This window comes from Deltaproteobacteria bacterium (genome assembly GCA_016178705.1).
Lineage (GTDB): Bacteria > Desulfobacterota > Binatia > HRBIN30 > JACQVA1 > JACOST01.
Genome location: JACOST010000009.1, coordinates 1 through 23769, shown reverse-complemented (window position 1 = coordinate 23769; position 23769 = coordinate 1). Strand labels below are relative to the sequence as shown.

General features: G+C 62.6%; 25 protein-coding genes. 19 read left to right on the top strand and 6 right to left on the bottom strand.

Annotation, left to right across the window (positions count from 1 at the left end):
* Positions 1-5 precede the first annotated feature (5 nt).
* Positions 6-398, bottom strand: a complete 393-nt coding sequence (locus HYR72_04380; GenBank protein ID MBI1814190.1) for an iron-sulfur cluster assembly accessory protein — start codon at positions 396-398, stop codon at positions 6-8.
* A gap of 163 nt (positions 399-561) precedes the next feature.
* On the opposite strand from HYR72_04380, the gene HYR72_04375 reads away from it, so the two are divergent.
* From HYR72_04375 to gspN, 12 genes are all read left to right on the top strand, one after another.
* Complete coding sequence (locus HYR72_04375; protein ID MBI1814189.1) at positions 562-1437, top strand: hypothetical protein; 876 nt, start codon at positions 562-564, stop codon at positions 1435-1437.
* Between the two features lie 19 nt (positions 1438-1456).
* Positions 1457-4255, top strand: coding sequence for a type II secretion system secretin GspD (gene gspD / locus HYR72_04370; GenBank protein MBI1814188.1), 2799 nt, complete (start codon positions 1457-1459; stop codon positions 4253-4255).
* A 131-nt stretch (positions 4256-4386) separates the two neighbouring features.
* A complete protein-coding gene (gene gspE / locus HYR72_04365) occupies positions 4387-5967 on the top strand; it encodes a type II secretion system ATPase GspE (protein ID MBI1814187.1) in 1581 nt (526 codons plus the stop codon).
* Between the two features lie 58 nt (positions 5968-6025).
* Positions 6026-7276: a type II secretion system inner membrane protein GspF gene (gene gspF / locus HYR72_04360; protein MBI1814186.1), complete on the top strand. Its 1251-nt coding sequence runs from the start codon at positions 6026-6028 to the stop codon at positions 7274-7276.
* Between the two features lie 78 nt (positions 7277-7354).
* The gene (gene gspG / locus HYR72_04355; GenBank protein ID MBI1814185.1) at positions 7355-7780 is read left to right on the top strand and encodes a type II secretion system major pseudopilin GspG; all 426 of its coding nucleotides are present in this window, start codon (positions 7355-7357) and stop codon (positions 7778-7780) included.
* A complete protein-coding gene (locus HYR72_04350) occupies positions 7749-8330 on the top strand; it encodes a GspH/FimT family pseudopilin (protein ID MBI1814184.1) in 582 nt (193 codons plus the stop codon). The genes gspG and HYR72_04350 overlap by 32 nt, the downstream gene beginning before the upstream one ends.
* 169 nt (positions 8331-8499) lie before the next feature.
* Complete coding sequence (locus tag HYR72_04345) at positions 8500-8829, top strand: hypothetical protein (GenBank protein MBI1814183.1); 330 nt, start codon at positions 8500-8502, stop codon at positions 8827-8829.
* The gene (locus tag HYR72_04340; protein MBI1814182.1) at positions 8813-9547 is read left to right on the top strand and encodes a prepilin-type N-terminal cleavage/methylation domain-containing protein; all 735 of its coding nucleotides are present in this window, start codon (positions 8813-8815) and stop codon (positions 9545-9547) included. Before HYR72_04345 ends, HYR72_04340 begins: the two co-directional genes overlap by 17 nt.
* Positions 9547-10653: a general secretion pathway protein GspK gene (locus HYR72_04335; GenBank protein MBI1814181.1), complete on the top strand. Its 1107-nt coding sequence runs from the start codon at positions 9547-9549 to the stop codon at positions 10651-10653. The genes HYR72_04340 and HYR72_04335 overlap by 1 nt, the downstream gene beginning before the upstream one ends.
* A gap of 23 nt (positions 10654-10676) precedes the next feature.
* Complete coding sequence (pilM, locus tag HYR72_04330; protein ID MBI1814180.1) at positions 10677-12203, top strand: pilus assembly protein PilM; 1527 nt, start codon at positions 10677-10679, stop codon at positions 12201-12203.
* Positions 12204-12821: a type II secretion system protein M gene (locus HYR72_04325; GenBank protein MBI1814179.1), complete on the top strand. Its 618-nt coding sequence runs from the start codon at positions 12204-12206 to the stop codon at positions 12819-12821.
* A gap of 3 nt (positions 12822-12824) precedes the next feature.
* Complete coding sequence (gene gspN, locus HYR72_04320) at positions 12825-13766, top strand: type II secretion system protein GspN (GenBank protein MBI1814178.1); 942 nt, start codon at positions 12825-12827, stop codon at positions 13764-13766.
* Between the two features lie 24 nt (positions 13767-13790).
* Here gspN and HYR72_04315 read toward each other — a convergent pair whose 3' ends face one another.
* From HYR72_04315 to HYR72_04295, 5 genes are all read right to left on the bottom strand, one after another.
* Positions 13791-14060 (bottom strand): DUF2277 domain-containing protein, encoded by a 270-nt coding sequence (locus HYR72_04315; protein MBI1814177.1) that lies wholly within the window; start codon positions 14058-14060, stop codon positions 13791-13793.
* Between the two features lie 26 nt (positions 14061-14086).
* Positions 14087-14503 carry a GFA family protein gene (locus tag HYR72_04310; GenBank protein ID MBI1814176.1) on the bottom strand — a complete coding sequence of 139 codons (417 nt, stop codon included), beginning with the start codon at positions 14501-14503 and terminating at the stop codon, positions 14087-14089.
* 24 nt (positions 14504-14527) lie between these two features.
* Complete coding sequence (locus HYR72_04305) at positions 14528-15205, bottom strand: isoprenylcysteine carboxylmethyltransferase family protein (GenBank protein ID MBI1814175.1); 678 nt, start codon at positions 15203-15205, stop codon at positions 14528-14530.
* On the bottom strand, positions 15202-15600 hold the full coding sequence (locus tag HYR72_04300) for a VOC family protein (protein ID MBI1814174.1): 399 nt from the start codon (positions 15598-15600) through the stop codon (positions 15202-15204). Before HYR72_04300 ends, HYR72_04305 begins: the two co-directional genes overlap by 4 nt.
* Before the next feature lie 233 nt (positions 15601-15833).
* The gene (locus tag HYR72_04295) at positions 15834-16625 is read right to left on the bottom strand and encodes a hypothetical protein (GenBank protein ID MBI1814173.1); all 792 of its coding nucleotides are present in this window, start codon (positions 16623-16625) and stop codon (positions 15834-15836) included.
* A gap of 419 nt (positions 16626-17044) precedes the next feature.
* Here HYR72_04295 and HYR72_04290 point away from each other — a divergent pair, with 419 nt between their 5' ends.
* The 7 genes from HYR72_04290 to HYR72_04260 all read left to right on the top strand — a co-directional run bounded on the left by HYR72_04290 (position 17045) and on the right by HYR72_04260 (position 23285).
* Positions 17045-19480 carry a DUF4038 domain-containing protein gene (locus HYR72_04290; GenBank protein MBI1814172.1) on the top strand — a complete coding sequence of 812 codons (2436 nt, stop codon included), beginning with the start codon at positions 17045-17047 and terminating at the stop codon, positions 19478-19480.
* Between the two features lie 320 nt (positions 19481-19800).
* The gene (locus HYR72_04285; protein MBI1814171.1) at positions 19801-21132 is read left to right on the top strand and encodes a caspase family protein; all 1332 of its coding nucleotides are present in this window, start codon (positions 19801-19803) and stop codon (positions 21130-21132) included.
* A gap of 166 nt (positions 21133-21298) precedes the next feature.
* Complete coding sequence (locus tag HYR72_04280; protein ID MBI1814170.1) at positions 21299-21628, top strand: hypothetical protein; 330 nt, start codon at positions 21299-21301, stop codon at positions 21626-21628.
* Positions 21629-21665: 37 nt separating this feature from the next.
* The gene (locus HYR72_04275; GenBank protein MBI1814169.1) at positions 21666-21965 is read left to right on the top strand and encodes a hypothetical protein; all 300 of its coding nucleotides are present in this window, start codon (positions 21666-21668) and stop codon (positions 21963-21965) included.
* Positions 21966-22038: 73 nt separating this feature from the next.
* Positions 22039-22287 (top strand): hypothetical protein, encoded by a 249-nt coding sequence (locus HYR72_04270; protein MBI1814168.1) that lies wholly within the window; start codon positions 22039-22041, stop codon positions 22285-22287.
* Positions 22288-22349: 62 nt separating this feature from the next.
* Positions 22350-22682: a hypothetical protein gene (locus HYR72_04265; GenBank protein MBI1814167.1), complete on the top strand. Its 333-nt coding sequence runs from the start codon at positions 22350-22352 to the stop codon at positions 22680-22682.
* A gap of 27 nt (positions 22683-22709) precedes the next feature.
* On the top strand, positions 22710-23285 hold the full coding sequence (locus tag HYR72_04260; GenBank protein ID MBI1814166.1) for an HNH endonuclease: 576 nt from the start codon (positions 22710-22712) through the stop codon (positions 23283-23285).
* Positions 23286-23769: the final 484 nt, after the last annotated feature.

The following is a 23769-nucleotide window of genomic DNA, read 5'->3' as shown; positions in this document are numbered from 1 at the left end:
TGAGCTTACGCTGAGAACGACGAGCCGCACCCACAGGTGCGAGTGGCGTTGGGGTTGAGAAACTTGAAACCCGCGCCGTGCAGTCCGCTGACGTAGTCGATGGTGATGCCCTTGAGGTATTGCACGCTCATCGAGTCGACGAACAGTCGAATTCCGCCTTGCTCGATCACTTGATCGTCGGCCTTCGGCGCCGGCTCGAAGCCGAGCGAGTACTGAAATCCAGAACAGCCGCCTCCAATGACGCCGACCCGCAGGCCGGAGTCGTCGCCCAGCCCTTCGCGCGCGCGCGCCTCTTTCGCCATCTCGACAGCTTTCTCGGTGAGCGTGACCACCGCCTCCGCTCCCGGCGCGGTCGCGAACTCATCAGAAGTGTGGCTGTGGTGGGCTTCGTGTTCCATTTGTGACTGCCTCGCTTGCACTCCGGTGAACAATCCGAGAACTTCGTTCGTCTCAGAGACCGTAGCCGGGCGATTTTCCAGTGTCAAGGCCGCGTTGCGCCGCAGCGGCACTTGCTTGAATTAGACGCACGGTTCGGCCTATACAGACGCGGCATTCTAAGCGATGACGATCTCACCTCGATACCTTGTTGTGGCCAATCTAGTGCTGCTGGCCGCCATCGCCTATGTGAGTTCGTCCGTGGTCGGGACCGCCATCGCCGCCAAACTGGTGCCGCCGCCGACCGTGCACCTCACCGAGCCGCCCCCGCCCATGGCGAAGGAGGGGCGCAAAGCCAGCGCGCACTACGCACTCATCACCACGCGCGACATTTTCAACTCAACCAAGCCCGAGCCCGAGAAGCCCGCGGGTCCGCCGCCCAAGACGGAGTTGAAAGTCCGGCTGTGGGGTGTCGCCATTCACAAACACGGTAGCTCGTCGTGCGTGATCGAGGACCTCGGAACGCACCAGCAGCAACTCTACAAGATCGGCGACACGGTGCAGGGTCTTGCCAAAGTGGTCAGCGTCGAGTGGGACAAGGTCGTGCTCAACCGCGACGGCAAGGATGAGATCCTCGAGTTGCAGGCGGATGCCAAGCGACCGCCGGGAATGACCGCAGCGACGGGCGCGGCGCCCGCCGCCGTTACCAAGCCGGGTGACGAACATATCCAACTGGTGGGCGAGAATCAGTACGTCATCGATCGCAGTGAAGTCGACGGCGCGCTGGAGAACATGAGCCAGCTGTTCACGCAAGTCAGGGCGGTGCCGCACTTCGAAGGTGGCAAGGCCACCGGGTTCCGCCTGTTCGCGATCCGTCAGGATAGTCTGTTCGACAAGATCGGTCTGAAAAACGGCGACATCATCCAGAGCATCAACGGCCAGGAGCTGTCGGATCCCAGCCGCGCGATGGCGATGCTGACCGAATTGCGCGATGTGCACGAACTCACGGTGCAGGCGCTGCGCAACAAGCAATCGATCACTCTGGGCTACCGGATTCCCTAGACCGAAGATGCGAGGAGCTATGCCGCGATTGCGTCGCCCCGTCACCCTGCTGGCCATCGTGATGGGCTTGTGGTGCAGCCTGGCCCCGCTGGCCGCGGCCCAGCCAGCCAAACCTGCCGTCCCGCCACCTGCGCCGGCCGCACCCGCCGAAGCCGAACCAGCCGAAGCGGACGACGACCAGGCCGCCGATGACGGCCGCAACATCCAGATGGATTTCCAGGACGTCGACCTCGGCGTCCTGGTGAAGTTCATCAGCGAGATCACTCACAAGAATTTCATCGTCGACGAAAAGGTGAAGGGCAAGATCACTATCATCTCGCCCGCCAAAATCTCCGTCGACGAAGCCTATCTCGTTTTTCAATCTGTGCTGCAAGTGAAGGGCTTCACCACCGTGCCGAGCGGGTCGGTGATCAAAATCGTGCCGACCAAGGACGCGAAGAGCTCGACGCTGCGGACCATCGTCCCAAAAGGCGGCGTGTCGCCGAGTGATGAGTTCATCACGCGGCTGGTTCCGCTCACGCACGTAGATGCCAACAACATGGTGGCGATCCTGCAACCGCTGGTCTCGCCCGACGGATTGCTGACCGCGTACTCGCCGACGAACACGCTGATTCTGATCGACACCGCGGCGCAGACAGCTCGCCTGATCAAAATTCTCGCCGAACTCGATGTGGAAGGGCAGGAACGCGGCATCGAAGTGCTGCGGCTCAACTATGCGTTCGCCACCGACATCGCCCAGACGCTCGCCCAAGTGTTGGACGAGGGGCAGCAGGCCGGCCAAAATCCCGCAGCCCCGGCACCCGTGCCGGCACCGGCCGCGGGCCGCGCCGCGCGGGCTGGTGGCGGGGGACAAGCATCGGTGTCCGGCGGCGCGCCCGGGCGCGCGTTCAAGATCATTCCCGACGAACGCACCAATTCGCTGATCGTTCTGGCCGGCGTGCTCGAAATGCGCCGCATCAAAGATATCGTGGCGCGCCTCGACGTGCCGCTGCCACTCGGCAACAGCCGGATTCATGTCTACTACCTCAAGTACGCCAACGCCGTTGAGTTGCTGCAAGTGCTGTCCACGATGGTGAACGGCGGCGGCGGCTTGGCGGCGGCTGGCCTCAGTAGTGGAAGGGGTGGGCGCGGCGGCCTGGGCGGCGTCGGCAGCCGCGGCGGCCGTGGCGGTGGTCTTGGCGGCGGTGGAGGTGGATTCGGTGGCGGCGGCTTGGGCGGCGGTGGCTTGGGTGGGGGATTCGGTGGTGGCGGGCTGGGCGGCGGTGGCTTGGGCGGCGCCCGCTTGGGCGGTCTAGGTGGCGGCAACAGTCTCTTTCCCGCGGGACAAGCCGGTGCTTTAGGCGGAACACCCCTCGTGTCAGGGCAACCGTTTGGGGCAGCGATTGGCGGACAGCAAGTTGAAGCCATCCGCATGACCGCTGATCCGCAAACCAACTCGGTCATCATCAACGCCTCGCCGCAAGATTACGAGACGATCAAAGAGGTCATCGAAAAACTCGACGTGCGCCGCCGCCAGGTTTACATCGAGGCAATCATTCTCGAAGTGCGACTCGAAAAAGCGCGCAGCCTTGGTTTTGATTTCCAGGGTGGCACCGCGTTAGGAAGTTCAGGCATCGGCATCGGTCGGACCAATCTCAGCGACAATCTCAATCAGTTCGCGGCCAATCCGGGCAGTATCCAGGGGCTGCTGCTGGCCGCAGTGAGCAATCAGACCGTGCGGCTTCCCAACGGCACGGTCGTGCCAGCGCAGCAAGCACTGTTTACGGCACTGCAGAGCGACGACGACGTCAACGTGCTCTCCGCACCCAATCTCTTGACCACCGACAACCAAGAGGCCGAAATCGTCGTCGGCCAGAACGTGCCGTTCGTCGCGAGCCGTTCAACCAGCGAGACTAACCTCAGCAACCAGTTCGCGACGGTAGAGCGGCGTGACGTCGGTATTACGCTGCGCTTCACGCCGCAGATCTCCGAAGGCGGCACAGTTCGCCTCGACATCTTCGAAGAAGTCTCGGCAATCATTCCAACCTCGCAGGCGGAGACGCTCACCGTCGGCCCCACCACCACTATCCGGTCCGCCAGTACCACGGTGGTCTCGCGTGACAATCAGACCATCGTTATCGGCGGTCTGATCTCGGACGACATCACGCAGCGACGCAGCGGCATTCCGTTCGTCAGCAACATCCCGGTGCTCGGCAACCTGCTGCGCAACACGTCGTCAATGCGTGAGAAGGTCAACTTGATCATCTTCCTGACTCCGCACATCGTGCGCAATGAAGCCGATCAGCGCAAAGAATCGTTGCAGCAGCGCGATCGGATCAAGGCGTTCATGGAGGAGCAGCACATTCCGAACAAGCGCTCCGATATGCTCGACACGCCTGGGTGGGACACGCTGCCGGCGCCAGCCGAAGGGGGCGAGAAGAAGCAGTCGGCTCCGCCTCCTCCACCCGATGCCGGTGCCAGCGAGGCGAGCAGCCTGCCGCCGCCCGCGCCGGTGCGCTACGTTTTGTTGGCGAGCTTCTCGGAGCAGGGTCAACCACCTCCGATTCTGGCGGCTCCCAACGGCCTGCTCGCCGTCGCCGTGCCGGCCGAATCGGAACTGCGTTCACTGTTCGTGCACGGTAGAGATGTCCGGTTCGAGAGCGACACCTACAGCGCCCTGTACCATTGCCTCGATACCTTCAGCACCCGAGAGCAGGCGATGGCGGTGTATCCTGAGGGATTGCCGGTGGGCGGTGAGCCGCGCGAACTGCTACACTGGCGTGACATCGCGACCGATGCGTCGGCGCGCAACGTCCACGCGTGGACGAAGGTGAACTAGAGCGCATGGCAGTGGCAGCACGATCGCTCGAAGCGTTTCTCGTCGAGCACGGCGGGGTCTCGGAGGCCACACTCGACAAGGCGCGCGAGCGTCTGCGCGACGGCCGCGATCTCGGCGACGTGCTGCAGGAGATGGGCGCGATCGATAGCCGGACGTGGGCGCACGCCCTCGCCGAACACTACGGCCTGCCCTTCGTTGAGCGGCTGCCCGAGGACGCGCATCCGCTCGGGCTGATCGGCGCGTTGCCGATCAACTTTGCCAAGCGCTACCAGCTGCTGCCCATCGGCGCCGACGGCGACGTGGTGACCGTCGCCACCGCGGACCCGTCCAACTTCGGCCCCATCGATGATCTGCGGTTGTTGCTGCGCCGCCCGATCCGAGTGTTGGTGGCGCCGGCGCCGATCGTCGAAGCCGCGATCAACCGGGCCTACGATCAGGCATCAGGGACGGCGTCCGATCTGCTCGAAGGCCTCGACGAGGAGCGGCTCGATCTCGCCGCCAGCGAGTTCGAAACCAAAGATCTCCTCGAAGCCGACGACGAAGCGCCCATCATTCGATTGGTCAACTCGCTCTTGTTTCAGGCGGTGAAGGATCGCGCCAGCGACATTCACATCGAGCCGTTCGAGCGCGATCTCGCGGTGCGCTTCCGCATCGACGGCGTGCTCTACGACATCCTCTCGCCGCCGAAGCGCTTTCAGCCGATCATCATCTCGCGCGTGAAGATCATGGCCGGCCTCAACATCGCCGAGAAACGTTTGCCGCAAGACGGGCGCATCCGCATCCGTCTCGCCGGGAAGGACGTCGACATCCGCGTGTCGATCGTGCCCACCGCCTTCGGCGAGCGCGTGGTGATGCGCTTGCTCGACCGCACCACGACCGTGCTGCACCTCGAGGAGCTCGGACTCACCGGGCACAAACACGAACTGGTCGAGAAACTGATCAAGCAGAGCCACGGCATCGTGCTGGTCACCGGACCCACTGGGAGCGGGAAGACCACCACGCTCTATGCCGCGCTCTCGAAGATCAACACGACCGACAAGAACATCATTACGATCGAAGATCCGATCGAGTACCAGTTGCACGGCGTTGGTCAGATTCAGGTGAATCCGAAGATCGAGCTGACCTTCGCCAACGGCTTGCGTTCGATCCTGCGCCAGGATCCCGACGTGATCATGGTCGGCGAAATTCGCGACGTTGAAACCGCGGAGATCGCCATCCAAGCCGCACTCACCGGGCACTTGGTGTTCTCGACGCTGCACACCAACGACTCGTTTGGCGCGGTGACGCGCTTGCTCGACATGGGCATCGAACCGTTTCTGGTGTCCTCGTCGGTGGTCGCCGTCATGGCCCAACGATTGGTCCGCCGCTTGTGCCCCGATTGTCGTGTGCCGTACACGCCGTCGGTGGAGGAGCTGCGCGAGTTGGGCGTGCGTGCGGATCGTGTGAGCGGACGCACCGTGTATCGCGTCGGCCCGGGATGCGCCAGTTGCAAGCAGACCGCATATCGCGGCCGCACCGGCATTCACGAGTTGCTGGTGGTCGATGACGAGATCCGCAACCTGATCATGAAGAACGCCGACGCGGCCACTATCCGCCGCGAAGCCACCGGCAAAGGCATGGATACCTTGCGCCATGACGGCGCCGACAAGGTGTTGGCCGGCTTCACCAGCATCGAAGAGATCCTGCGTGTTACGCAAGAAGACTTGGTGTAAGGTTCCGCCACACGGCGATCGAATGTCGGCCGGCGCGCAGCGTCGGTAGTGTCCAAGCATGCCAGTCTACGCGTACAAAGGCCTCACCACCGAGGGCAAGGCGGTCAACGGCATCGTCGACGCCGACAGCCCGAAGGGGGCGCGGCTGAAGTTGCGCAAGAGCGGCGTCTTTCCCACCGACCTGAGCGAAGACCGTACCGGCCGCCAGGCCGCGGAGGAGAAGGCGGCCACGCCCGGCGCGCGTTTCCAAGTCAACATCGGCCAGCTCTTCGAGCGCATCACCCCGCAAGACGTGGCGCTGATGACCCGGCAGCTCTCGACCCTGGTCGGCGCCGGGTTGCCGCTGGTGGACTGTCTCAGCGCCTTGATCGAACAGATCGACAACGCGCCCATCAAGCGCACGCTCTCGCAGGTGCGCGGACAGGTGGTGGAAGGGCGCGCGCTCGCCGACGCGATGAAGGAGCATCCGAAACTGTTCTCCGACCTCTACGTCAACATGGTGCGCGCCGGCGAAGCCAGCGGCGCGCTCGACATCGTGCTGCTGCGCCTGGCCGAATACACCGAGAAGGCCGCGCAACTGCGCAACAAGGTACGCAGCGCGCTGACCTATCCGGTGGCGATGGGTTTGGTGAGCAGCTCGGTACTGCTGTTCCTGCTCTCCTACGTGGTGCCGCGCATCACCAAGATCTTCGACGAGAACAAGCAAGCGCTGCCGCTGATGACAACCATCCTGCTCAGGATCAGCGGCTTCCTCCAGCAGTACTGGTGGCTGATCGTCGGCGCAGCGATCGCGATTGTGATGGCCATCCGGGTGTCGATTCGCACGCCGGCGGGCCGCTTGCGCTTCGACGGCTACGTGTTGCGTGTCCCCTACTTCGGCAAAATGCTGAAGAAGGTGGCGCTGGCGCGCTTTTCGCGCACGCTTTCGACGCTGTTGAACAGCGGCATCGCGCTCCTACCGTCGCTCGACATCGTGAAGAACGTGGTGGGGAACACGGTGTTGGCCGAAGCCATCGAGAACGGTCGCAACAGTATCCGCGAAGGGCAGAGCATCGAGCCGCCGCTGCGCAAGAGCGGCCTGTTCCCGCCGCTCGTGCTGCACATGATCGCGGTCGGCGAGAAGAGCGGCGAACTGGAGGAGATGCTGTCGCGCGCTGCTGATGCCTACGACAACGAAGTCGACGCGTCGGTGAACGCGCTCACCAGTATTCTCGAACCGGTGATGATTATTTTCATGGGTGGCATCGTCTTATTCATCGTGATGGCGATTCTCGTGCCCATTTTTGAACTGCAACAGTTGGTTCGTTGAACTACGCGGATGCGGGTGTTACCCTCCGCACGCACGAAGATTCTCACGAGGGATCGCCAAGGAAGGATCAAGTTGGCAATGAAGCGCCTGCAAGGCCAGACCGGGTTCACGCTGATCGAGATCATGGTGGTGGTCTTCATTCTCGGGCTGCTGGTCGCCTTGGTCGGCCCCAAGATCATCGGCCGCACCGACGACGCGCGCATCGTCAAGGCGAAGGCCGACGTCAAAGGCATCGAGGAAGCGCTCCACTTGTTCAAACTGGATTGCGGCTTCTACCCCAGCACCGGGCAAGGCTTGGAGTCGCTGGTCTCCAAAGGCGGCGGCGCCGCCTGCCGCAAGTACAACTCCGAAGGCTACCTCGATAAGATTCCCGTCGATCCATGGGACAACAAATACGTGTACTTCAGCGATGGCCAGAATATCATCATCAAGTCATACGGCGCCGACGGCCAGGAGGGCGGCGAAGGCAAGAATGCCGACATCGACAGCCGGACCATCAACTGATGCACGCGCGCGGGCGCGGCACGCGCACCCCGCCGGCTTCACCCTCATCGAAATCTCCCTGGTCCTGCTCATCATCGCGATCATGGTGGCCCTGGCGGTGCCGCGCCTGCGCAGCGCCAGCGGCGCCGAGCTGAAGCGCGAGGCGCGCCAGCTGACCAACACGTTCCGCTTTCTGCGCAGCGAAGCCATCCTCAATGGCCAGATCTATCAGTTGCGCTACGACCTGGGCCGCGAGCGCTACTGGGTAACGGTCGGCGATCCCACCGGTGAGGCGGGCCTCGGCACCGCCGATGATCTCGAAGATCTCGGGCCGCTGGCGCGCAGTGTGACGCTCACCTCACCCATCGGCATCAGCGATATCGTATTGCCCGAGAGCGTCGGCAAGCAGCAGGAGGGCCAGTTCGTCACCAATTTCTATCCGGACGGGACCGTGGATACCACGGTGATTCATCTCGACGACGGCAGCGAGACGTATACGCTGTGGGTCAATCCGCTCACCGGCCGCCTCAACTTGGACCCCGGCTACTCCGATGTCGTCTTCGAGCAATAGACGCAGCGCCCTTCGAGACGGCGCTTCGCGCCTCCTCAGGGCGAGCGGGAAAACCTTGTGGCAGAAGCGGAGGACCGCTCATGCTGAGGAGCGCCGACAGGCGCGTCTCGAAGCATGCGGGGTTTTTCAACGGGTTCGTAGAAGCAGCGCCGGTTTCACGCTGATCGAGGTGCTGGTAGCCATCGTGGTCATCGCGGTGGCGTTCCCCGCGCTGCTCGGCCTCCACAACCGCAACTTGGTGCTCGTGGGCAACGATCAGAATCTCTCCACCGCGACCTTGCTGATGCGCCAGTTGGTCGCGCAGGTGGAGTTGCAAACCGAGTTCTCGGATTACGGCAACGTCAGCGGCAACTTCGACGGCTATCCCGGCTTTCGTTACGAACTCGAAATCAGCCACACGTCCTTCGATGAACTGCGCCAGGTGCGCCTGCGCGTGTTGTGGGACGAACGCCATCACGCCGATCTGCTCTACTATGTCCATCGTGAACCCGAGAGCTGAGCCGGGCTTCACGCTGCTCGAAGTGCTGGTGGCGATGACGATCCTCGGGATCATCATGCTCACCGTCTACGGCGCGTTGTCGCGCACCTTGGCTTCCAAGGAGTACGCCGAGGCCCGCGGCGAGTTGTACGCGGCCGGACGCTCCGCGGTGCTCAAGATGGCCGACGACCTCGAAGCGGCGTTGCCCCCGAACCCGCACTCCGACGTGTCGTTCCGCGGCCTCGATCGCGGCGGGCGACAACCGGAGGACGCGATCCAGTTCAGCGTGCGCACGCACAGCGGCTTTCAACAAACGGCGCCGCGTAGCGGCCGCTCGACCATCACGTACTCGTTGGCGCCGCTCACCAACAGCGACAAGCTGTTCACGGTGCGTCGTGACGAGGTGCCGCTGGTTTCGAATGCCGATTTCGACGAGTCCCAAGCCCCCGAAGATGCCCCGCCGACCCCGAAACGGACGTCGGCCTATCTCTTCGACGAGACCGACTGCAACGAGCAGCGTTTCTGCGTCATCGGCCTGAGTTTCCACTATCTCGATCCCAAGACCGCCGAGTGGGTCGAGGTGTGGGATTCCACCGAGCCCGCGCACTTGAACGTGCTCCCGCTCGCCGTCGATATCGGTCTCACACTCATCGACGGCAACGGCAACGCGCACGACTTCTCCACGATCGTCGATCTCGTGCTATCGCTCGGCAGCTTGCCGACGCCGACGCCGCGCTAATGAGAAGCGAACGCGGCATCGCGCTGATCGTCACCATGCTGGTGGTGGCGTTGCTGACCATCACAGTGGTGGAGTTCACCTTCTCGGTCGGAGTGGACCAGCGGCTCGTGCGCAACTCGCTGAGCGCGATGCAGGCGTCGATGCTGGCGCGCTCAGGCATCAATCTCGGCGAAGCGGTGCTGGCGCGCGACACCGACAAACCGCAGGCCGATTGGTACTTCGAAGACTGGGCCAATCCCGACATCGCCGGCGTCATCACGCTCGATCCCGACGAGCGCTTGAAGGTGCAGGTGATCGACGAGTCGGGCAAGATCAACATCAATCGCACCCGGGGGCCGCGCGTCATCCCGGGAGCCGCTCCCCCAGCCACACCACCGGCGTCAAAGACTCCAGCCGCCGGCGCATCCCCCCTAACGGCTGAAGCATTCTTGCGCGACGCGTTGCGCCGACTTTTTGAAGCGCAAGAAGTTCGGGTCGGCATCGTCGATGATCTGGTCGACTATTGGGGGAAGTCTCCGGCCCCGGTGCCGGGCAGCAAGCAACCACCCCCGCCCGTCGAAGACTTCCGTTCACTGGAAGACTTTGGTGCGACCTTCGGCATTCCGTCCGCCAAGCTGACCAAGCTCTCTAAGTGGCTGACCGCGCTTCCGGTCGTTGGTGCCGGCAACGATGGCGGCAAGATCAACATCAACACGGCGCCCGTCGAAGTGCTGACTGCGGTGCTCAACGACCAGCAAGCGATCCAAGATATCGTGGACCGCCAAGGGGCGGAGAAACCGATCGAGGAGGCGGAGCTGAAGACCTTGCTCAAGAACGTCCCCAACGAACCAATCATGATCAAGCTGTTCGGCACACGCAGTTCGTACTTCCGCGTCTTCGCCAGCGCGATGGTGAGCGCGGACCCCACCGGGCAGCGCCACGGTGGCGTCGGGCAAACCGTGGTCGCGTTGGTGCAGCGCCGGCCACGTCCCAACGTGCCGCCGAATGCTCCGCCGGGTACGCCGCGCTGGACTTTGACCCCGCTTGATTGGCAGAAGAGGGGGGGCGCGGAGTTGTTTGCGCACGCAACGGAGGAGGAGCGGGGCGCAGCGCCGCTTGACCGATGAGGAAGGACAAGGACTGAGCGGCCATGCCGCAACGAATTCTAGCTCTGGATGTCGAGGAGACCGAGGTCAAGGCCGCGGTGCTGGAAACCAGCTTTCGCGACTATCGCATCGCCGGCCTGTACCACGAAGCGCTCACCCCCGACGGCGGCGCCACTGGCGAGCAAGTGCGGCGCTTCCTCGATCGCCACCAACTCGCGGGCGAGACCGTGGTGTCGACCCTGCCGGGCGGGCTGGTCTCGCATCGCGTGTTCTTCCTGCCGTTCCGTGATCGCAAGCGGCTCAATCAGACGATCCCGTTTGAACTCGAAACCCAGGTGCCATTCGGTCTCGACGAAGTGATCGTCGATTACTCCGTGCTGCACCGCGATCGCTCGGGCACGACAGTGTTGGCGGCGATGGTGCAGAAGACCGATCTGGAAGCGCACCTGGCGATGCTGCGCAGCGCCGGCATCGATCCCAAGGTCGTCGACCTTGCTTCGATGTCCGGGCTCAACGTGCTGCGCGTGTTGAGCGCCGACCTGCCGGCGACCTTCGCATTCGTCGAGTGCAACGCGAACAGCGTTCATGTCGCGCTCTACCGCAATCAGCAGCTGGTGGGCTTGCGCACATTGGCGGTTGGACACGGCGCGCCGGCGACCAACGGCGCCGCCAATGGCCATGCGCTCGCCGAGGGCGCGGTGTTGACGGATGCTCCGCCCGACGACAGCGCCGCCCGCGCGCTCGCGGTCGAGTTGCGCTGGAGCCTGATGGTGATCAACGGCGCGCCGCTGGACGATCGGCTCCCGTGCTACGTCGCCGGTTCACCGGCGTGGCTCGATCATTCCGCGCCGGTGTTGGAACGCCAGCTCGGCTTCGAGCTGCGTCGCCTCGATCGCATTCCGCTGCGCATGATGACGCCGACGGATCAAGCGCTGCTGCCGACCTGCGCCGCGCCGCTGGGTGTCGCCTTGCGAGAAGTGGCGCCCGCCAACACGCTCGGGCTCAACTTCCGCCGCGACGAGTTCGCCTATCATCGTGGGCAACAGGAAGTGCGGCGCGCGTTCGGCCGCGTCGCGATCTTGGTGGGCGTACTGCTGGTGATGACGATCGCCGATTTGTTTGCCGCGTATCAGTTCCAACTCAGCCGCTTGACCGCGATTGACGGGCAGATCCGCAAAGTGTTCGTCAACACGCTGCCCGACGAGCGGCCAGTCAACGAGATCGCGCAGTTCAAGAGCGAGGTCGACAAGGCGGAGCAGAAGCTGCAACTGTTGGGCGGCATCGTCTCGTTGTCGGGCGCCGCCGCCATCGACATCGCGCGCGCCATCAGTGCCGCTCTCACCGACAAGGCGAAGCTCGATATCGACGAGTACGCGTACGACCCGGAGGCCGTGCGCATCCGCGGCCGCACCGACTCTTTCGAAACGGTCGACACCATCAAGCAGCAATTGGTGGCGGTGCCGTACTTCAAGGATGTCCAGGTGAAAGATGTGAAAGCGTCCGCTGACGGCAAGGACGTGAGCTTTCGCTTGATTCTGATCATGACCAAAGACACGCACCTGGGAGAGTAGATGGCGTTCGATCCGCGCGAGGTGTTCAATTTCTATCAGCGGCTGTCGCCGCGCGAGCGGCTGCTGCTCGGTGCCGCGGTCGGCTCGGTGCTGCTGATCTCGCTCTACAGTTTCGTCTGGGATCCACTGGTCGCCGGCCGCGAGCGCTTGGAGAAGCGCATCGTCGCGCGCGAGAAGGATCTCAACGAGATGCAAGCGCAGCGCGCGCACTATCTCGATTTGCTGCGCCAGATCGAGGCCAATCAATCGGTTGTCGTGCGCACCGATCCGAATTTCTCGCTCTTCGCCAACCTGCAGAGCGCGGTGGCGGCGACGGTGGCGCGTGAGAAAATCCAGTCGATGAACCCGACCGACAAGAACCTCACCGACGAGTACCAGGAGCAGTCGGTGGAGATTAAGCTGACCGGCGTGGCCCTCGATCAGTTGGTGGCCATGCTCTACAAGATCGAGAAGGGTGACCCCCCGCTGCATGTCTCGCGATTGCAAGTGAAGAAGCGTTACAACGATCCGCGCAGCTTCGACATCGTCGCGACCGTGTCGCTGCTCAAGCCCCGCACTGCGGCGCCAGCAGCGGCGCCCGGAGCCGCGCCCGCTGCGGCGCCGGCACCGGGAGCGTAGCCGATGCGTCTACCGCGGATTCGGTTACGCCTGCCGCGCCTGTCGGCGCGGCCGCGGATTTCGTTCGAGTGGCTGGGCGGGCTGGTGAGCCGCACCGTGCTGCTCTATGCCGGCTTCACCCTCGTCGTGTTTCTCGTCGGGCTGATCGTCAATTTTCCACACGACATCGTGGTGCGGCGGGTGATGAGCAACGTCGATCTGAGCCCACTGCAGGTCGACTTCAAGTCGGCGCGCTTCGCCTGGCATCACGGCTACGAGCTGCGCGGCGTTCGCGTGTCGCAGACCGTCGCTGGCGAGGACGTGTCGTGGTTGGAGTGCTCGACGCTCGACGTGCTGCCGGAGCTGAAGGGCCTGATGCGCGGCCAATTTACCGGCGTGTCGTGGCAGGGCGAACTCTATGGCGGTACCGTAACGGGTCAATGGACGATGGCGGGCGCCGGCGGCTCGGGGCAGGTCGAACTGTCCAAGTTGGAACTCGGTCGCTATCGCCCATTGATGTCGCAGATCGACGAAGGCCAGATCACCGGCCAAGTATCGGGAAATTTCACCGTGCAGGTTCCGAGCGCGGATCGACGCGCGACGCAAGTGAGCGGTGAGATTCTCGTCAATCGTCCCGGTTTGCTCGGCGGCAAGATCAAAGGCTTCAAGATTCCTGATCTCCAGTTCGCACAGGCCAAGGGCAAGCTGAGCGTGAAGGGCGATCGACTCGAAATCCAAGAGTTCCGCCTCGTCGGCGATCAACTGAACGGGTCGCTCAGCGGCAGCATCGTGTTGCGCGATCCGGCGGCCAGCAGTCAATTGAATCTGCGCGTGACGCTCGAACCCAGCGCGGCGACGCCCGACGCGATCAAAGGCGCGCTCCTGCTGATCCCGCGGGCCCCCGGCGCGCGTCCCGACGCACCCATCACGATCAGCGGCACTCTCGGCGCGCCGCAAATCCGCTAGTCGCGCGAGCCGCGTCTTCGGTACTCACGTCGAGAATCTCTGTGCGGCGCGCAGGTGTGCTTTGGCCGCTTCTTCTGCGCGGTTCCTTGGGGCGGCGTTGGTTTCGAGAGCCGTGAGTAGGCGACCCGAGACTTTGGCGACCGCATCGACCGCGGTGAGGAAGGCCGCTTCGTTTGCCTTCGATGGCTTGTTGAAGCCGCTCACCTTTCGCACGAACTGCAAGGAAGCCGCGCGGATCTCTTCGTCCGTAACCGGCGGTTCGAAGTTGAAGAGCGTTTTGATGTTTCTACACATGAGCGTTGCCTCGCAATGCTGGAGCCCTATTGCGGCCCTGGGTTGGTGACGGAGTCTTCTTGGTATTGTGGAAGCTCGTCGCGAATCTCGAACCACGGCGCTTTGGATGACACCCAGAAGTGAGCCAGTGGTCTGCGCTCGGGGTCACCGTCGAGCATGCCCAAGCGAATCCGGAACGAGTCTGGTTCGTCGACACGCCGGCTGAAGATCGGCGAGCCGCACCTCGAACAGAACGCGCGGAACTTGCCCGGCGAGGATTCGTACTCGCGGATTGATTCTCGTCCGGATACCCACTTCAGGTATTGCGATCGGATCGCCGCGTTGGCGGCGAAGGCGGAGCCACTGGCGCGCTGACACATCGAACAGTGGCAATACGCCAGCGGGCCGAGCTTCCCGTGCAGTTCGAACCGCACATCGCCGCAGAGGCATCTTCCTGTCAGCATGATCTCCTCCGCTCGCTCGGAAGTTTACCAGACCATCGGCACCAGACGATACCGAACCTTCCGGCAATACGCGTCGTAGCCCGGGAGGTGTGCGGACAGAAACCGCTCTTCATCCAGAAGCCGAGCGACGATGACGCCGCAGAGCGCGATGCCAACGAGCAGTCCCCACGGCGATCCCAACGCCAACGGCGTGGCCAAGAGCGCCAGCAGGCCGCCCGCATACATCGGGTGGCGAACGAGCCGATATGGCCCCGTCTCTATCACCGGCTGGCTCGCCTCGACTTTCACGACACTCGCCGCGTAACTGTTCGCTCTGAACACGAAGAAGACCATCAGAAGCCCGAGCGCGACCATCACGTCGGCAGACAGAACGATGGCTGTCGGCACCGCTGACCAATGAAACCGATGATCGAACCCTGGAACAATGATGAGGGCGCACACCAGGACACTGGCGATGGCTTGAATGATCTTCTGGATCTTCTCATGCTCGGCCCCCGGACCGGCATCGAGTCGACGATTAACCAGACCGGGGTCATGCTTCAGAAAATACAGCGTGATCATCAGGACGGAGATACCGAAGAGCATCCAGTAGATCCACGCCTGCCAAAAGTGCAGCGACCAAGCCGGCAGGAAGAGCAACAGAGCAAGGCCAACCTGTAGTTTGATCAACCCCGTTAGGGATTTTTTCGAAAGCTCGTTCACTCCGCTGCTCGTGCGCCAGGCCTTCGCCGTGAGGTCTCCTTGTGGACGGCCTCGATGTTGTTGCCGTCTGGGTCGCTGACGAAGGCGCAGTACGCTCGGTAGTGAGGCCAATGCCTCGGGGCATGCCGTTCTCGGCCTCCGGCGGCAATCGCTGCAGCGAAGAACGCGTCAACGGTATTGCGATCAGCGGCCTCGAAGGCCAGGTGCAGGCCACGAGTCACTTCTCCCGTTGTCCGCCCGAGGGACAACGACGGTGCATCGGTGTCGAGCCGCCAGAATTCCGCAACCTGATCCGTTTCGTACTGGGCAACCACACCCAGCGGTGCCAGAGCCTGCGTGAAGAATCGCCGACTCGCGCCAAGGTCTGAAGCGAAGACGCCGATGTGGTGAATCATTCCAATGAGGACCTCCCCGAAGAGCAATTCGTGGTCAGCCGCGCGCTACCGGGTGCGACGCGCTATGGCCTTCAGCTTCCACGGCGGGATGTCACGATGCTTCGCAGCGTAGCACGCGCCTTGCTTCGGCGACAACGTTTCGAAGGTGCCGGGAAGCAAGCGATCGCTACCGCGCCGGGTCGGCAATGCGGACGCGGTCTCGTTGCTTGCGCCGACACGACCGTCTCGCCAATCTACCAGAGCTGATCAGTGTAGGTATCCGTACCGACAACGGTGGGCAGCCAGGGGGAAGCAAACACGACCTGACCAAGCCCGGTTGCCGCCAGGGCCTTCCCGAATTTCTGGAATCGGCTCCATGTCTGCTGTGGCTCGCTGTCGAGGAAGTACAGCTGCAGGTCGAGCCGGTCGGTGCGCTCCACGCGCGGAATGTCCATCGGTGGGGTGTTGGCCTGTGGAATCGGCGACCAGGTGGAACACGACGCGATCCGAGAATCGGCCAGCATGTGCGGCAGGTACGACTCTCGCAGCCAGCGGTCGAGATCGTCCTGCTTGACGCCGGGCTCGCGTTCGATTGCGATTGAAACCATCCCCGGGAAGTGATGATCGAGCGACAGCTCGACCGGGACCGGGTCGCTGTCGCGATAGTGGGTCCAATCGTAGGTGTAGAGCAGCGTGTGAACGTGCGTGCGTTGCGGAAAGCCACGGCCGTTGCGGTAGAGCCAGCGCACCTGATTGATCGCCCACTCGTGGTGCTCATCGTGGTGGTCGGCATGTATCCAATAGGTCGCAACGTACGAGCCCGCCGCCACTGACGGCGCCGCAAACGAACTCGGCTCGGGGAAGCGCAGATCTTTGAGGATGCGCGGCGCCACCCATCGCCGTCCCGCGAACAGCCAAGGACCCACAAGGCATCCGGCGTAAAAATGGTCGCGCTCGTACCAGCGATTGTAGGCGACCTCGTAGCCCCGGTGCGGATCCACCATCGTAAACAGCATGCTGCCGACTTTCACCGGACAATCCGTCATGCGCTCCTCCACGGCTCTGCGTCTGACGAGCCGACCGCGTGATTGCTGGCGCGTTGCGGCGCGCGCCTTGTGCCAGCTCACGCAGCCGATACTCGCTGTAGGAGGCGCATGTCAAAACATCAAGGCGTGCGTGGTCGTCGCTCAGTGAAAATATCCCGTTGACACTCTGCGATGTCGGGGTAGCCTAGGTTTGCACAATGAATGCGCGCTCATCAATTCATGCTCGCAATGCCCGCGGTTCCCGCAGTGCTCGCGTCTGGCAGGTCATCGTTACCCGCGCGTTGTGGGCTGCGCTTCTTCTCATTTGCCTGCACGCGGTGGGTGCCCTCGCAGCTCCCACGCCAACGCGCACACCTACTCGGCGCTCGACAGCAACGCGGACGCGAACACGGACCACGACGAGGACGCCGACGCGAACGGTGACTCGCACGCGGACGCCAACGGTGACCCGCACGTCCACTCCGACGCCCACGGCGACGCATACGCGGCGTCCCACTCGTACGCCGACGCCAACGGCGACGAGTACCGCGACCCGCACGGCGACTCCTACTCGTACGCGCACTCGCACGCGGACGCCGACCGCCACGCTGCGGCCGACCGCGACGCGGACGGGGACGCGCACGTCAACGCCAACACGTACGCCAACAGCGACACGCACGCCGGGCAACCCACCGCCGAACACGAACACCGCCTATCCGTTGAAGGTGAGCCCGAACGGGCGGTACTTGGTGGATCAGAACAACGTGCCGGTGTTGCTCACCGGGGATTCGCCGCAGGCGTTGACGGTCAATCTCTCCGAGGCCGAGGCCGACGCGTTTTTCGCCGACCGCCAAGCCGCGGGGTTCAATGTGGTCTGGGTCAACCTGCTGTGCGCCACCTACACGGGAGGGCGCGCCGACGGCAGCACCTACGACGGTATCGTGCCGTTTACCACGCCCAACGATCTCGCCACGCCCAACGACGCCTTCTTCACCCGCGTCGATCACATGCTCACGCTGGCGGCGCAGCATGGCCTTACCGTGCTGCTCGATCCCGCCGAGACCGGCAGCTACCTCAGTGTCCTGAATGCCAACGGCGTTACCAAGGCGCGCACCTACGGGCGCTACCTCGGCACGCGTTACCGCAGCGTCGACAACATCATCTGGATGAGCGGCAACGATTTCCAAAGCTGGCAGTCGCCCGGCGACGACGCGGTGGTGCAGGCGGTGGCGCGCGGCATCCACGACACCGACGACCGCCACATTCACACCGTGGAGTTGGACTATCTCGTCAGCGGCTCGCTCGATGACGCGAGTTGGGCGCCGCTGATTCAGCTCAACGCGTCGTACACCTACTATCCGACCTACGCGCAGGTGCTGGCCGACTACAACCGCGCCAACGCGCTGCCGACGTTCTTGGTGGAAGCGAACTACGAGTTCGAACACAACGCCGCCGACGAGGGCACGCCCGAGATCCTGCGCCGGCAGGCGTACTGGAGTCTGCTCAGCGGCGCCGCCGGCCAGCTCTACGGCAACCGCTACACCTGGCCGTTCAGCAGCGGCTGGCAGAGCAACCTCGATACGCCGGGCTCGTTGCAGATGCGCTACGTCAAATTCCTGTTCGAGTCGCGGCAGTGGTTCAACCTGATTCCCGATCAGTCCCACACCGTGGTGACCGCGGGCTACGGGACGTTTGCCGACAGTGGCGCGCTCGGCACCAATGACTACCTGACGGCGGCGCGCACGCCCGACGGTGCGTTGGTGATGGCGTATCTGCCGACGAGTCGCACCATCACGGTGAACATGGCGACGCTCGGCGCCCCGGCCTACGCGTCGTGGTACGACCCGAGCAACGGGACGTTCAGTTCGATTGCCGGCTCGCCATTGGCCAACAGTGGCGCGCGGCCCTTCACACCGCCGGGCGCCAACAGCGATGGCGATGGCGATTGGGTGCTGGTGCTCGAAGCCACAGCGGTGCCACCAGACAACCAAGCGCCGTCGGTGCCCAGCGGCGTGTCGGCCTCGGGGGTGACTGACACGCAGATCACGATCACGTGGACGGCGTCCACCGACAACGTGGCGGTGGCGGGCTATCAGCTCTATCGTGACGGCGTGTTGATCCGCACCATGGCGGCGACCACGGCGACCGACACGGGGCTCACGGCGCTGACGGCGTACGCCTATACGGTGGTCGCCTTCGATTACGCCAACAACGTGTCGGCGCCATCGGCGGCGCTCAACGTGACGACGGTGGGCCCCGGTCCGACCTTCGTGCAGCAGAACTACGCCGCACCGCAATCGCCGCAGAGTGTGGTGAGCACGACCTACGCGAGCGCGCAGACGGTGGGCGACACCAACATTCTGGCCATCGGTTGGAACGACACGACCGCGAGCATCACGTCGGTGAGCGACAGCGCCGGCAACGTGTACCAGCCAGCGCTGGCGACGTTCCGTGGCAACGGCATGAGCCAGGCGATCTACTACGCGGCCAACATCCAAGCGGCATCGCCAGGCAGCAATCAGGTGACAGTGCACTTCGACCAAGCCGCGGTCTTCGTCGATCTGCGCATCACCGAATACGCGGGCTTGCGCCAGAGCGCACCGTTCGTGGCCGGCATATCGGCCACCGGAGTCGGGAGCAGCGCCAGCACCGGCCCGCTCGCCGCGGCGTCCAACGCGCTGCTGTTCGTGGCCGGCATGACCGGCGCCACGTTCAGTGCGCCGGGAGCGGGGTATACCAGCCGCGTCATCACCACCCCCGACGGCGACCTCGTGGAAGACACCATCGCGGCATCGGCCGGTAACTACACCGCCACCGCGCCGCTCACCAGCGGCACCTGGGTGCTGCAACTCGCCGCATTCGCGCCAGCGCCGTAGTGCCACGCCGACACTGCGCGATTAGCTCGAACAACCTCAGAGCGCGGCGCGACGTGAGCCGGTGTCGCCGATCGCCCTGATTGGTACGTTAGGCTGCCAAGTCGCGCGGACTAACACAGCGTGACCTCATCTCAGCACTCGTCATTCAAGCCGTTGTACCCACGCGGAGTTCTAGGCTATCACGACGCTCATGAGCCGGCATGTTAGGCCGTGCAGTCTTTCGGCCCTTGCCGACAACGTTCGGCAGCCCAATTGTAGTTAGCCGGATCAGGGCGAGCCTTCTTGTCGCTCCGGGCTACATGCAGCAAAAGAAACCGGGAATGAAGGCCATCGACGACATCCTCACACGCCTGCCCCTCCCTATTCTCATTGGTGCCACCGTCATAGCTGGGAGTGCTTGGCTGATCCGCGAGCTGGGCGATTCGAAGTCCTATGGCCCGGCCCTGCGTGCTCGTCAGTTCTGGTTTGTTGTAGTAGCGGTCGTAGCCGCCGACACTGTCTACTACGGGGGACAATTTTGGTTGCTCCGTCTACGGGGCGGCCAAGACTGTCAGATCCTCGTTGCCAAATTCAAGGGAGATGATGGCAATCATGTTCAGGACCATTTGCTTGAGACTCTTTACGATGTTTCGAAGGTATCCCGGCCCGGAGCTGTTGCTGCCGCGATGCAACAAACGGTAGCAACGCCATCCGATGCCGACACAATCCTAGGTGACACGAAAACCGAAACGGTGCTGTGGGGGATCTTCATCCCGCCAAGTTTCGTTCATCTGCGAATTTCCAACAAGCGAACTGGAATTGCCTATCTCAGCATTGCCAACTTCCCGGACCTTTCTAGCGTGCAGCCTGCGCTCGTAGAGTTGGTTCAGGCGCCGCCTAAGCCGAACAGTCCAATTTCAACGACCGCCGTTGCACGTCCACTTCCGCGACCATCCAACGGGCAGGCCCTGCACAAGATCGTCCTGTCAATTGGAATCGATCGCTACGTCTCCTTTCCCCACTTGAATTCCTCAGTATCATCAGCGCGCGAGATAGCTGCGATTGGACGCGACCAAAACGCGTCTGTTCGGTTTCTAGCGGATGCCACCCGCAGCGCGATCCTCGACGAACTGGCAGAGCTTGAACGAGAGGTGTCTGTCGACGACCAGGTGTGGGTGTTTCTCAGCGCCAGCGGTGTTTCGCTATCGAACACCGCCTACTTTCTCGCGTCGGACTCTGATCCCGAGTCGATACCGACGACCTCCATCGATATGCATGTCTTTGCGGATCGAATCCGCCGACTAAATGCTCGACAAATTCTACTTGTAGCCGATGCCTGCTACGCAGGGGCGCTGGGGGATATTTCCCACAGAGGGATAAGCCCGGGAGGAGTAGATGCACAGGTCATTGCCGAAAGACAAGGTTTCGTACTACTGACCGCTACGGGACGAGACCAGTTGGCCTTCGAATCCGCTCGCTGGGGCGGGAGTGCCTTTGCACGCGCTCTGATTGATGGCCTATTGGGCGCGGCGGACATCGACGGAGACGGGACGGTGTCAGTCGATGAGCTAGTCCACTTCATCCAAGTCAGAGTTAGAGAGCTGACTGAGGATACTCAGCACCCAATGAGGTGGGGAGACAGTTCGTTCACATTGACTTTGGTTGGGCGATGAAGTGCACGGTAGCATGGGCTAACCAGCGCTTGGAGACCGACGCGCGTTGAGACGCGCGCGGCCCAAGCGCACGACGTTCGGCGGCGGCGAGCATTCCTTTGAATCCGTCTGCCTAAACTGGCAAATTCTGTTTGTCTCATACTAATGTTGAGAGGGTGGCCTAGGGATGTCCAGAGATATTGAGTTGCTAAGCGAGATTCGCGACCTGCTGCAGGTGATGGCCGAGCCCGCGCTCGCGCAACGCGACGTGAAACTGAGGTCGTCCTTGCGTACTGTTGTTGGCCGAAGTGCTAAGAAGGCCAGGGCGGTGCGGCTGATGGATGGCTCGCGCGCTCAATCTGCGATCGTGAAGGAGTCAGGGATAGACCAGGGAGGTCTCAGCAGACTCGTGAAGGCCCTCGCGACCGCGCAACTCATTTCCGCCGACGAGAAGCACCCCAAGCTCGTGGTGAAGGTTCCCTCCAACTTTTTTGATCGGGACGACGCAGATGAATGACGAACACGCTCGACTCCTACTCGAAGAAGTACGTCACATGCGGAAGCTGCTTGAGCTTCTGGCCGAACCCGCCATCGCTCAGCGCGATGCCAAGCTCCGTGACGAGTTGCGGAAGATCGTGGGCTCCAGTTCCAAGAAGCAGCAGTCCGTGTTCCTGATGGACGGGAGCCGCACGCAAAAGCAGATTGTCGGGCAGACGTCTGTGAACCAGGGCGATTTGAGCACCCTGGTCGGGAAACTGGAAAGCGCTGGGCTGCTTGCGGACGGAAAGAAGGAGCCGAAGCTGGCAATTTCCATTCCCTCGAACTTCTTCAACGCCAATGCAAAACCAAGGTGACGATGAGCTCCTCGCCGTTCTGACGGACATTCGCAACTGGATACGCGTGGCAGCGTACCGACCAGTTCAGGCGATGCTCGAAGAAGCGTTGCCTGATGTGAAGTCACGAGCTGCCTACCAGATGTTTGACGGCACCGTGTCGGTTGAGCAAGTCCGTACCGCGTGCAAGATGAGTCCAAACGCCGTCGTGGCGCTCACGGCTCGCTGCGTAGCTATGGGACTGATGGAGGCGAACGCCGAAAAAAGACGCGTTCGACTCTTCGATCTGAACGACTTCGGCCTGATTCCCGAAGGCGATCCGAAGGCGGGAGGCAAGGGGTGAGTGATAGACGATCCAAGAAGGACAGCGTAGAGGTCTCTTCCCAATCGCTACAGGACGAGTTGGTGGCGATCAAAGACCGCCTGAACGCGATTGAGACGATCGAAGCCATCTCAAATGCGCCCGAAGTGAAGAAGTATGTTGAGGCGCATCTGAAGACGAAAGACGCGAAAAAGATCATGAGGGAGTGCGAGACGCCCCGAACTCGGTCGCATCTCCAGGCGCACTTCAACTTCAATAGTGGGCCGGCTCTTGACTACCACCTCAAGCCGTTGCGTGAGGCTGACCTATTGCGTCAGAAGATTGAGGAGGATGGAACAATCTTGTTTGAATGGAGCAATCTCTTTCGACGACTGCCGAAATCAATAATCAAGACGATTCTCCTCGACGGCAAGTGATCCCTCCGAAACGCTGAGCCAGCAGCCATGGTCAAGAAGACCACCAAGTCCAAGTCCAGGCCCCGCGAGCGGGACAATCTGCCGCTCAAGACTCGGTTGATTGTGCTAACCGAGTCAGGGTACCGGTGCGCCGTTCCCACCTGCCGCAACATCCTCGCGCTGGACATGCACCACATCTGGGAGGTGTCAGCGGGGGGAAACGACGATCCGTCTAATCTCATCGCACTGTGTCCCACTGACCATGCCCTGTACCACCGCGGCACGATAACGCAGGAGTCGATTTACGTGTATAAGGCGATGTTGGTTGCGATTACGCGAGCATTCGATGTCGAAGCGATTGACCGGCTGCTCTTTCTCGAATCCTGCAAGAAGGACTTCCTGGTAGTTTCCGGCGATGGGCTGCTTCACTTCGGAAGATTGATCGCAGCCGGGCTGGCGTCGGTCGATCAGAAATCGAACAACAATTGGCAGATCGTCACGTATACGGTGAATGTCAGCGACAAGGGTGGCCAGTTGATTGAGGCGTGGAAGCAAGGCGATCGGACGCGACTCCGCCAAGCAATGGGTGGTCCCGTGCCCGGGGGTGAAGCAAGTTCATCTTAGCGTTTCGAGATGCGCAAATGGGTCGGTTCTCCAAACTAGGGGAGCACCGATCTGCTCCGCGATTGTCCGACGAAGATTGCCGCGTCGGGTTGCCGCAAACACGAAGTGCGTGAGCATGACGAGGAAACTGGGGCGGACCGAACAAGGCGCTCCACGTGGCACGGGCTTCGAAACCGGCCCCGGCAGGTGAGCTTTGGTGTTCGACGGCCTCGACATCAACGCAACTTGATCGGAATTCATAATCCGGAGGAAGGGTAGGATCACATGTTGCCGATTCGCGGTCTTTACGAAGTAGCCATCCGTGTGAAGGATCTCGCGAAGTCCGAGGTCTTTTACCGGGAAACGTTGAGGCTGTAGAAAAACTCCGCACGTCCTGTAGAATCAGTGTTACCGAGCAGCGTCTCGATGCGGAGGCGGCTGAGGGGATGGGGCGGGGCGGATGGCGCGGTACAAACCGTACAACCTGAAGCAGGACAAGTTCATC

Coding starts and splice junctions, on each gene's coding strand:
- HYR72_04315 (MBI1814177.1), bottom strand. CDS start 14,060: ATGTGTAGAAACATCAAAACGCTCTTCAACTTCGAACCGCCGGTTACG.
- HYR72_04295 (MBI1814173.1), bottom strand. CDS start 16,625: ATGACGGATTGTCCGGTGAAAGTCGGCAGCATGCTGTTTACGATGGTG.
- HYR72_04260 (MBI1814166.1), top strand. CDS start 22,710: ATGGTCAAGAAGACCACCAAGTCCAAGTCCAGGCCCCGCGAGCGGGAC.
- gspD (MBI1814188.1), top strand. CDS start 1,457: ATGCCGCGATTGCGTCGCCCCGTCACCCTGCTGGCCATCGTGATGGGC.
- HYR72_04350 (MBI1814184.1), top strand. CDS start 7,749: ATGCCGACATCGACAGCCGGACCATCAACTGATGCACGCGCGCGGGCG.
- HYR72_04325 (MBI1814179.1), top strand. CDS start 12,204: ATGGCGTTCGATCCGCGCGAGGTGTTCAATTTCTATCAGCGGCTGTCG.
- HYR72_04335 (MBI1814181.1), top strand. CDS start 9,547: ATGAGAAGCGAACGCGGCATCGCGCTGATCGTCACCATGCTGGTGGTG.
- gspG (MBI1814185.1), top strand. CDS start 7,355: ATGAAGCGCCTGCAAGGCCAGACCGGGTTCACGCTGATCGAGATCATG.
- HYR72_04270 (MBI1814168.1), top strand. CDS start 22,039: ATGCTCGAAGAAGCGTTGCCTGATGTGAAGTCACGAGCTGCCTACCAG.
- HYR72_04275 (MBI1814169.1), top strand. CDS start 21,666: ATGCGGAAGCTGCTTGAGCTTCTGGCCGAACCCGCCATCGCTCAGCGC.
- gspE (MBI1814187.1), top strand. CDS start 4,387: ATGGGCGCGATCGATAGCCGGACGTGGGCGCACGCCCTCGCCGAACAC.
- HYR72_04300 (MBI1814174.1), bottom strand. CDS start 15,600: ATGATTCACCACATCGGCGTCTTCGCTTCAGACCTTGGCGCGAGTCGG.
- pilM (MBI1814180.1), top strand. CDS start 10,677: ATGCCGCAACGAATTCTAGCTCTGGATGTCGAGGAGACCGAGGTCAAG.
- gspF (MBI1814186.1), top strand. CDS start 6,026: ATGCCAGTCTACGCGTACAAAGGCCTCACCACCGAGGGCAAGGCGGTC.
- gspN (MBI1814178.1), top strand. CDS start 12,825: ATGCGTCTACCGCGGATTCGGTTACGCCTGCCGCGCCTGTCGGCGCGG.
- HYR72_04380 (MBI1814190.1), bottom strand. CDS start 398: ATGGAACACGAAGCCCACCACAGCCACACTTCTGATGAGTTCGCGACC.
- HYR72_04285 (MBI1814171.1), top strand. CDS start 19,801: ATGAAGGCCATCGACGACATCCTCACACGCCTGCCCCTCCCTATTCTC.
- HYR72_04280 (MBI1814170.1), top strand. CDS start 21,299: ATGTCCAGAGATATTGAGTTGCTAAGCGAGATTCGCGACCTGCTGCAG.
- HYR72_04310 (MBI1814176.1), bottom strand. CDS start 14,503: ATGCTGACAGGAAGATGCCTCTGCGGCGATGTGCGGTTCGAACTGCAC.
- HYR72_04375 (MBI1814189.1), top strand. CDS start 562: ATGACGATCTCACCTCGATACCTTGTTGTGGCCAATCTAGTGCTGCTG.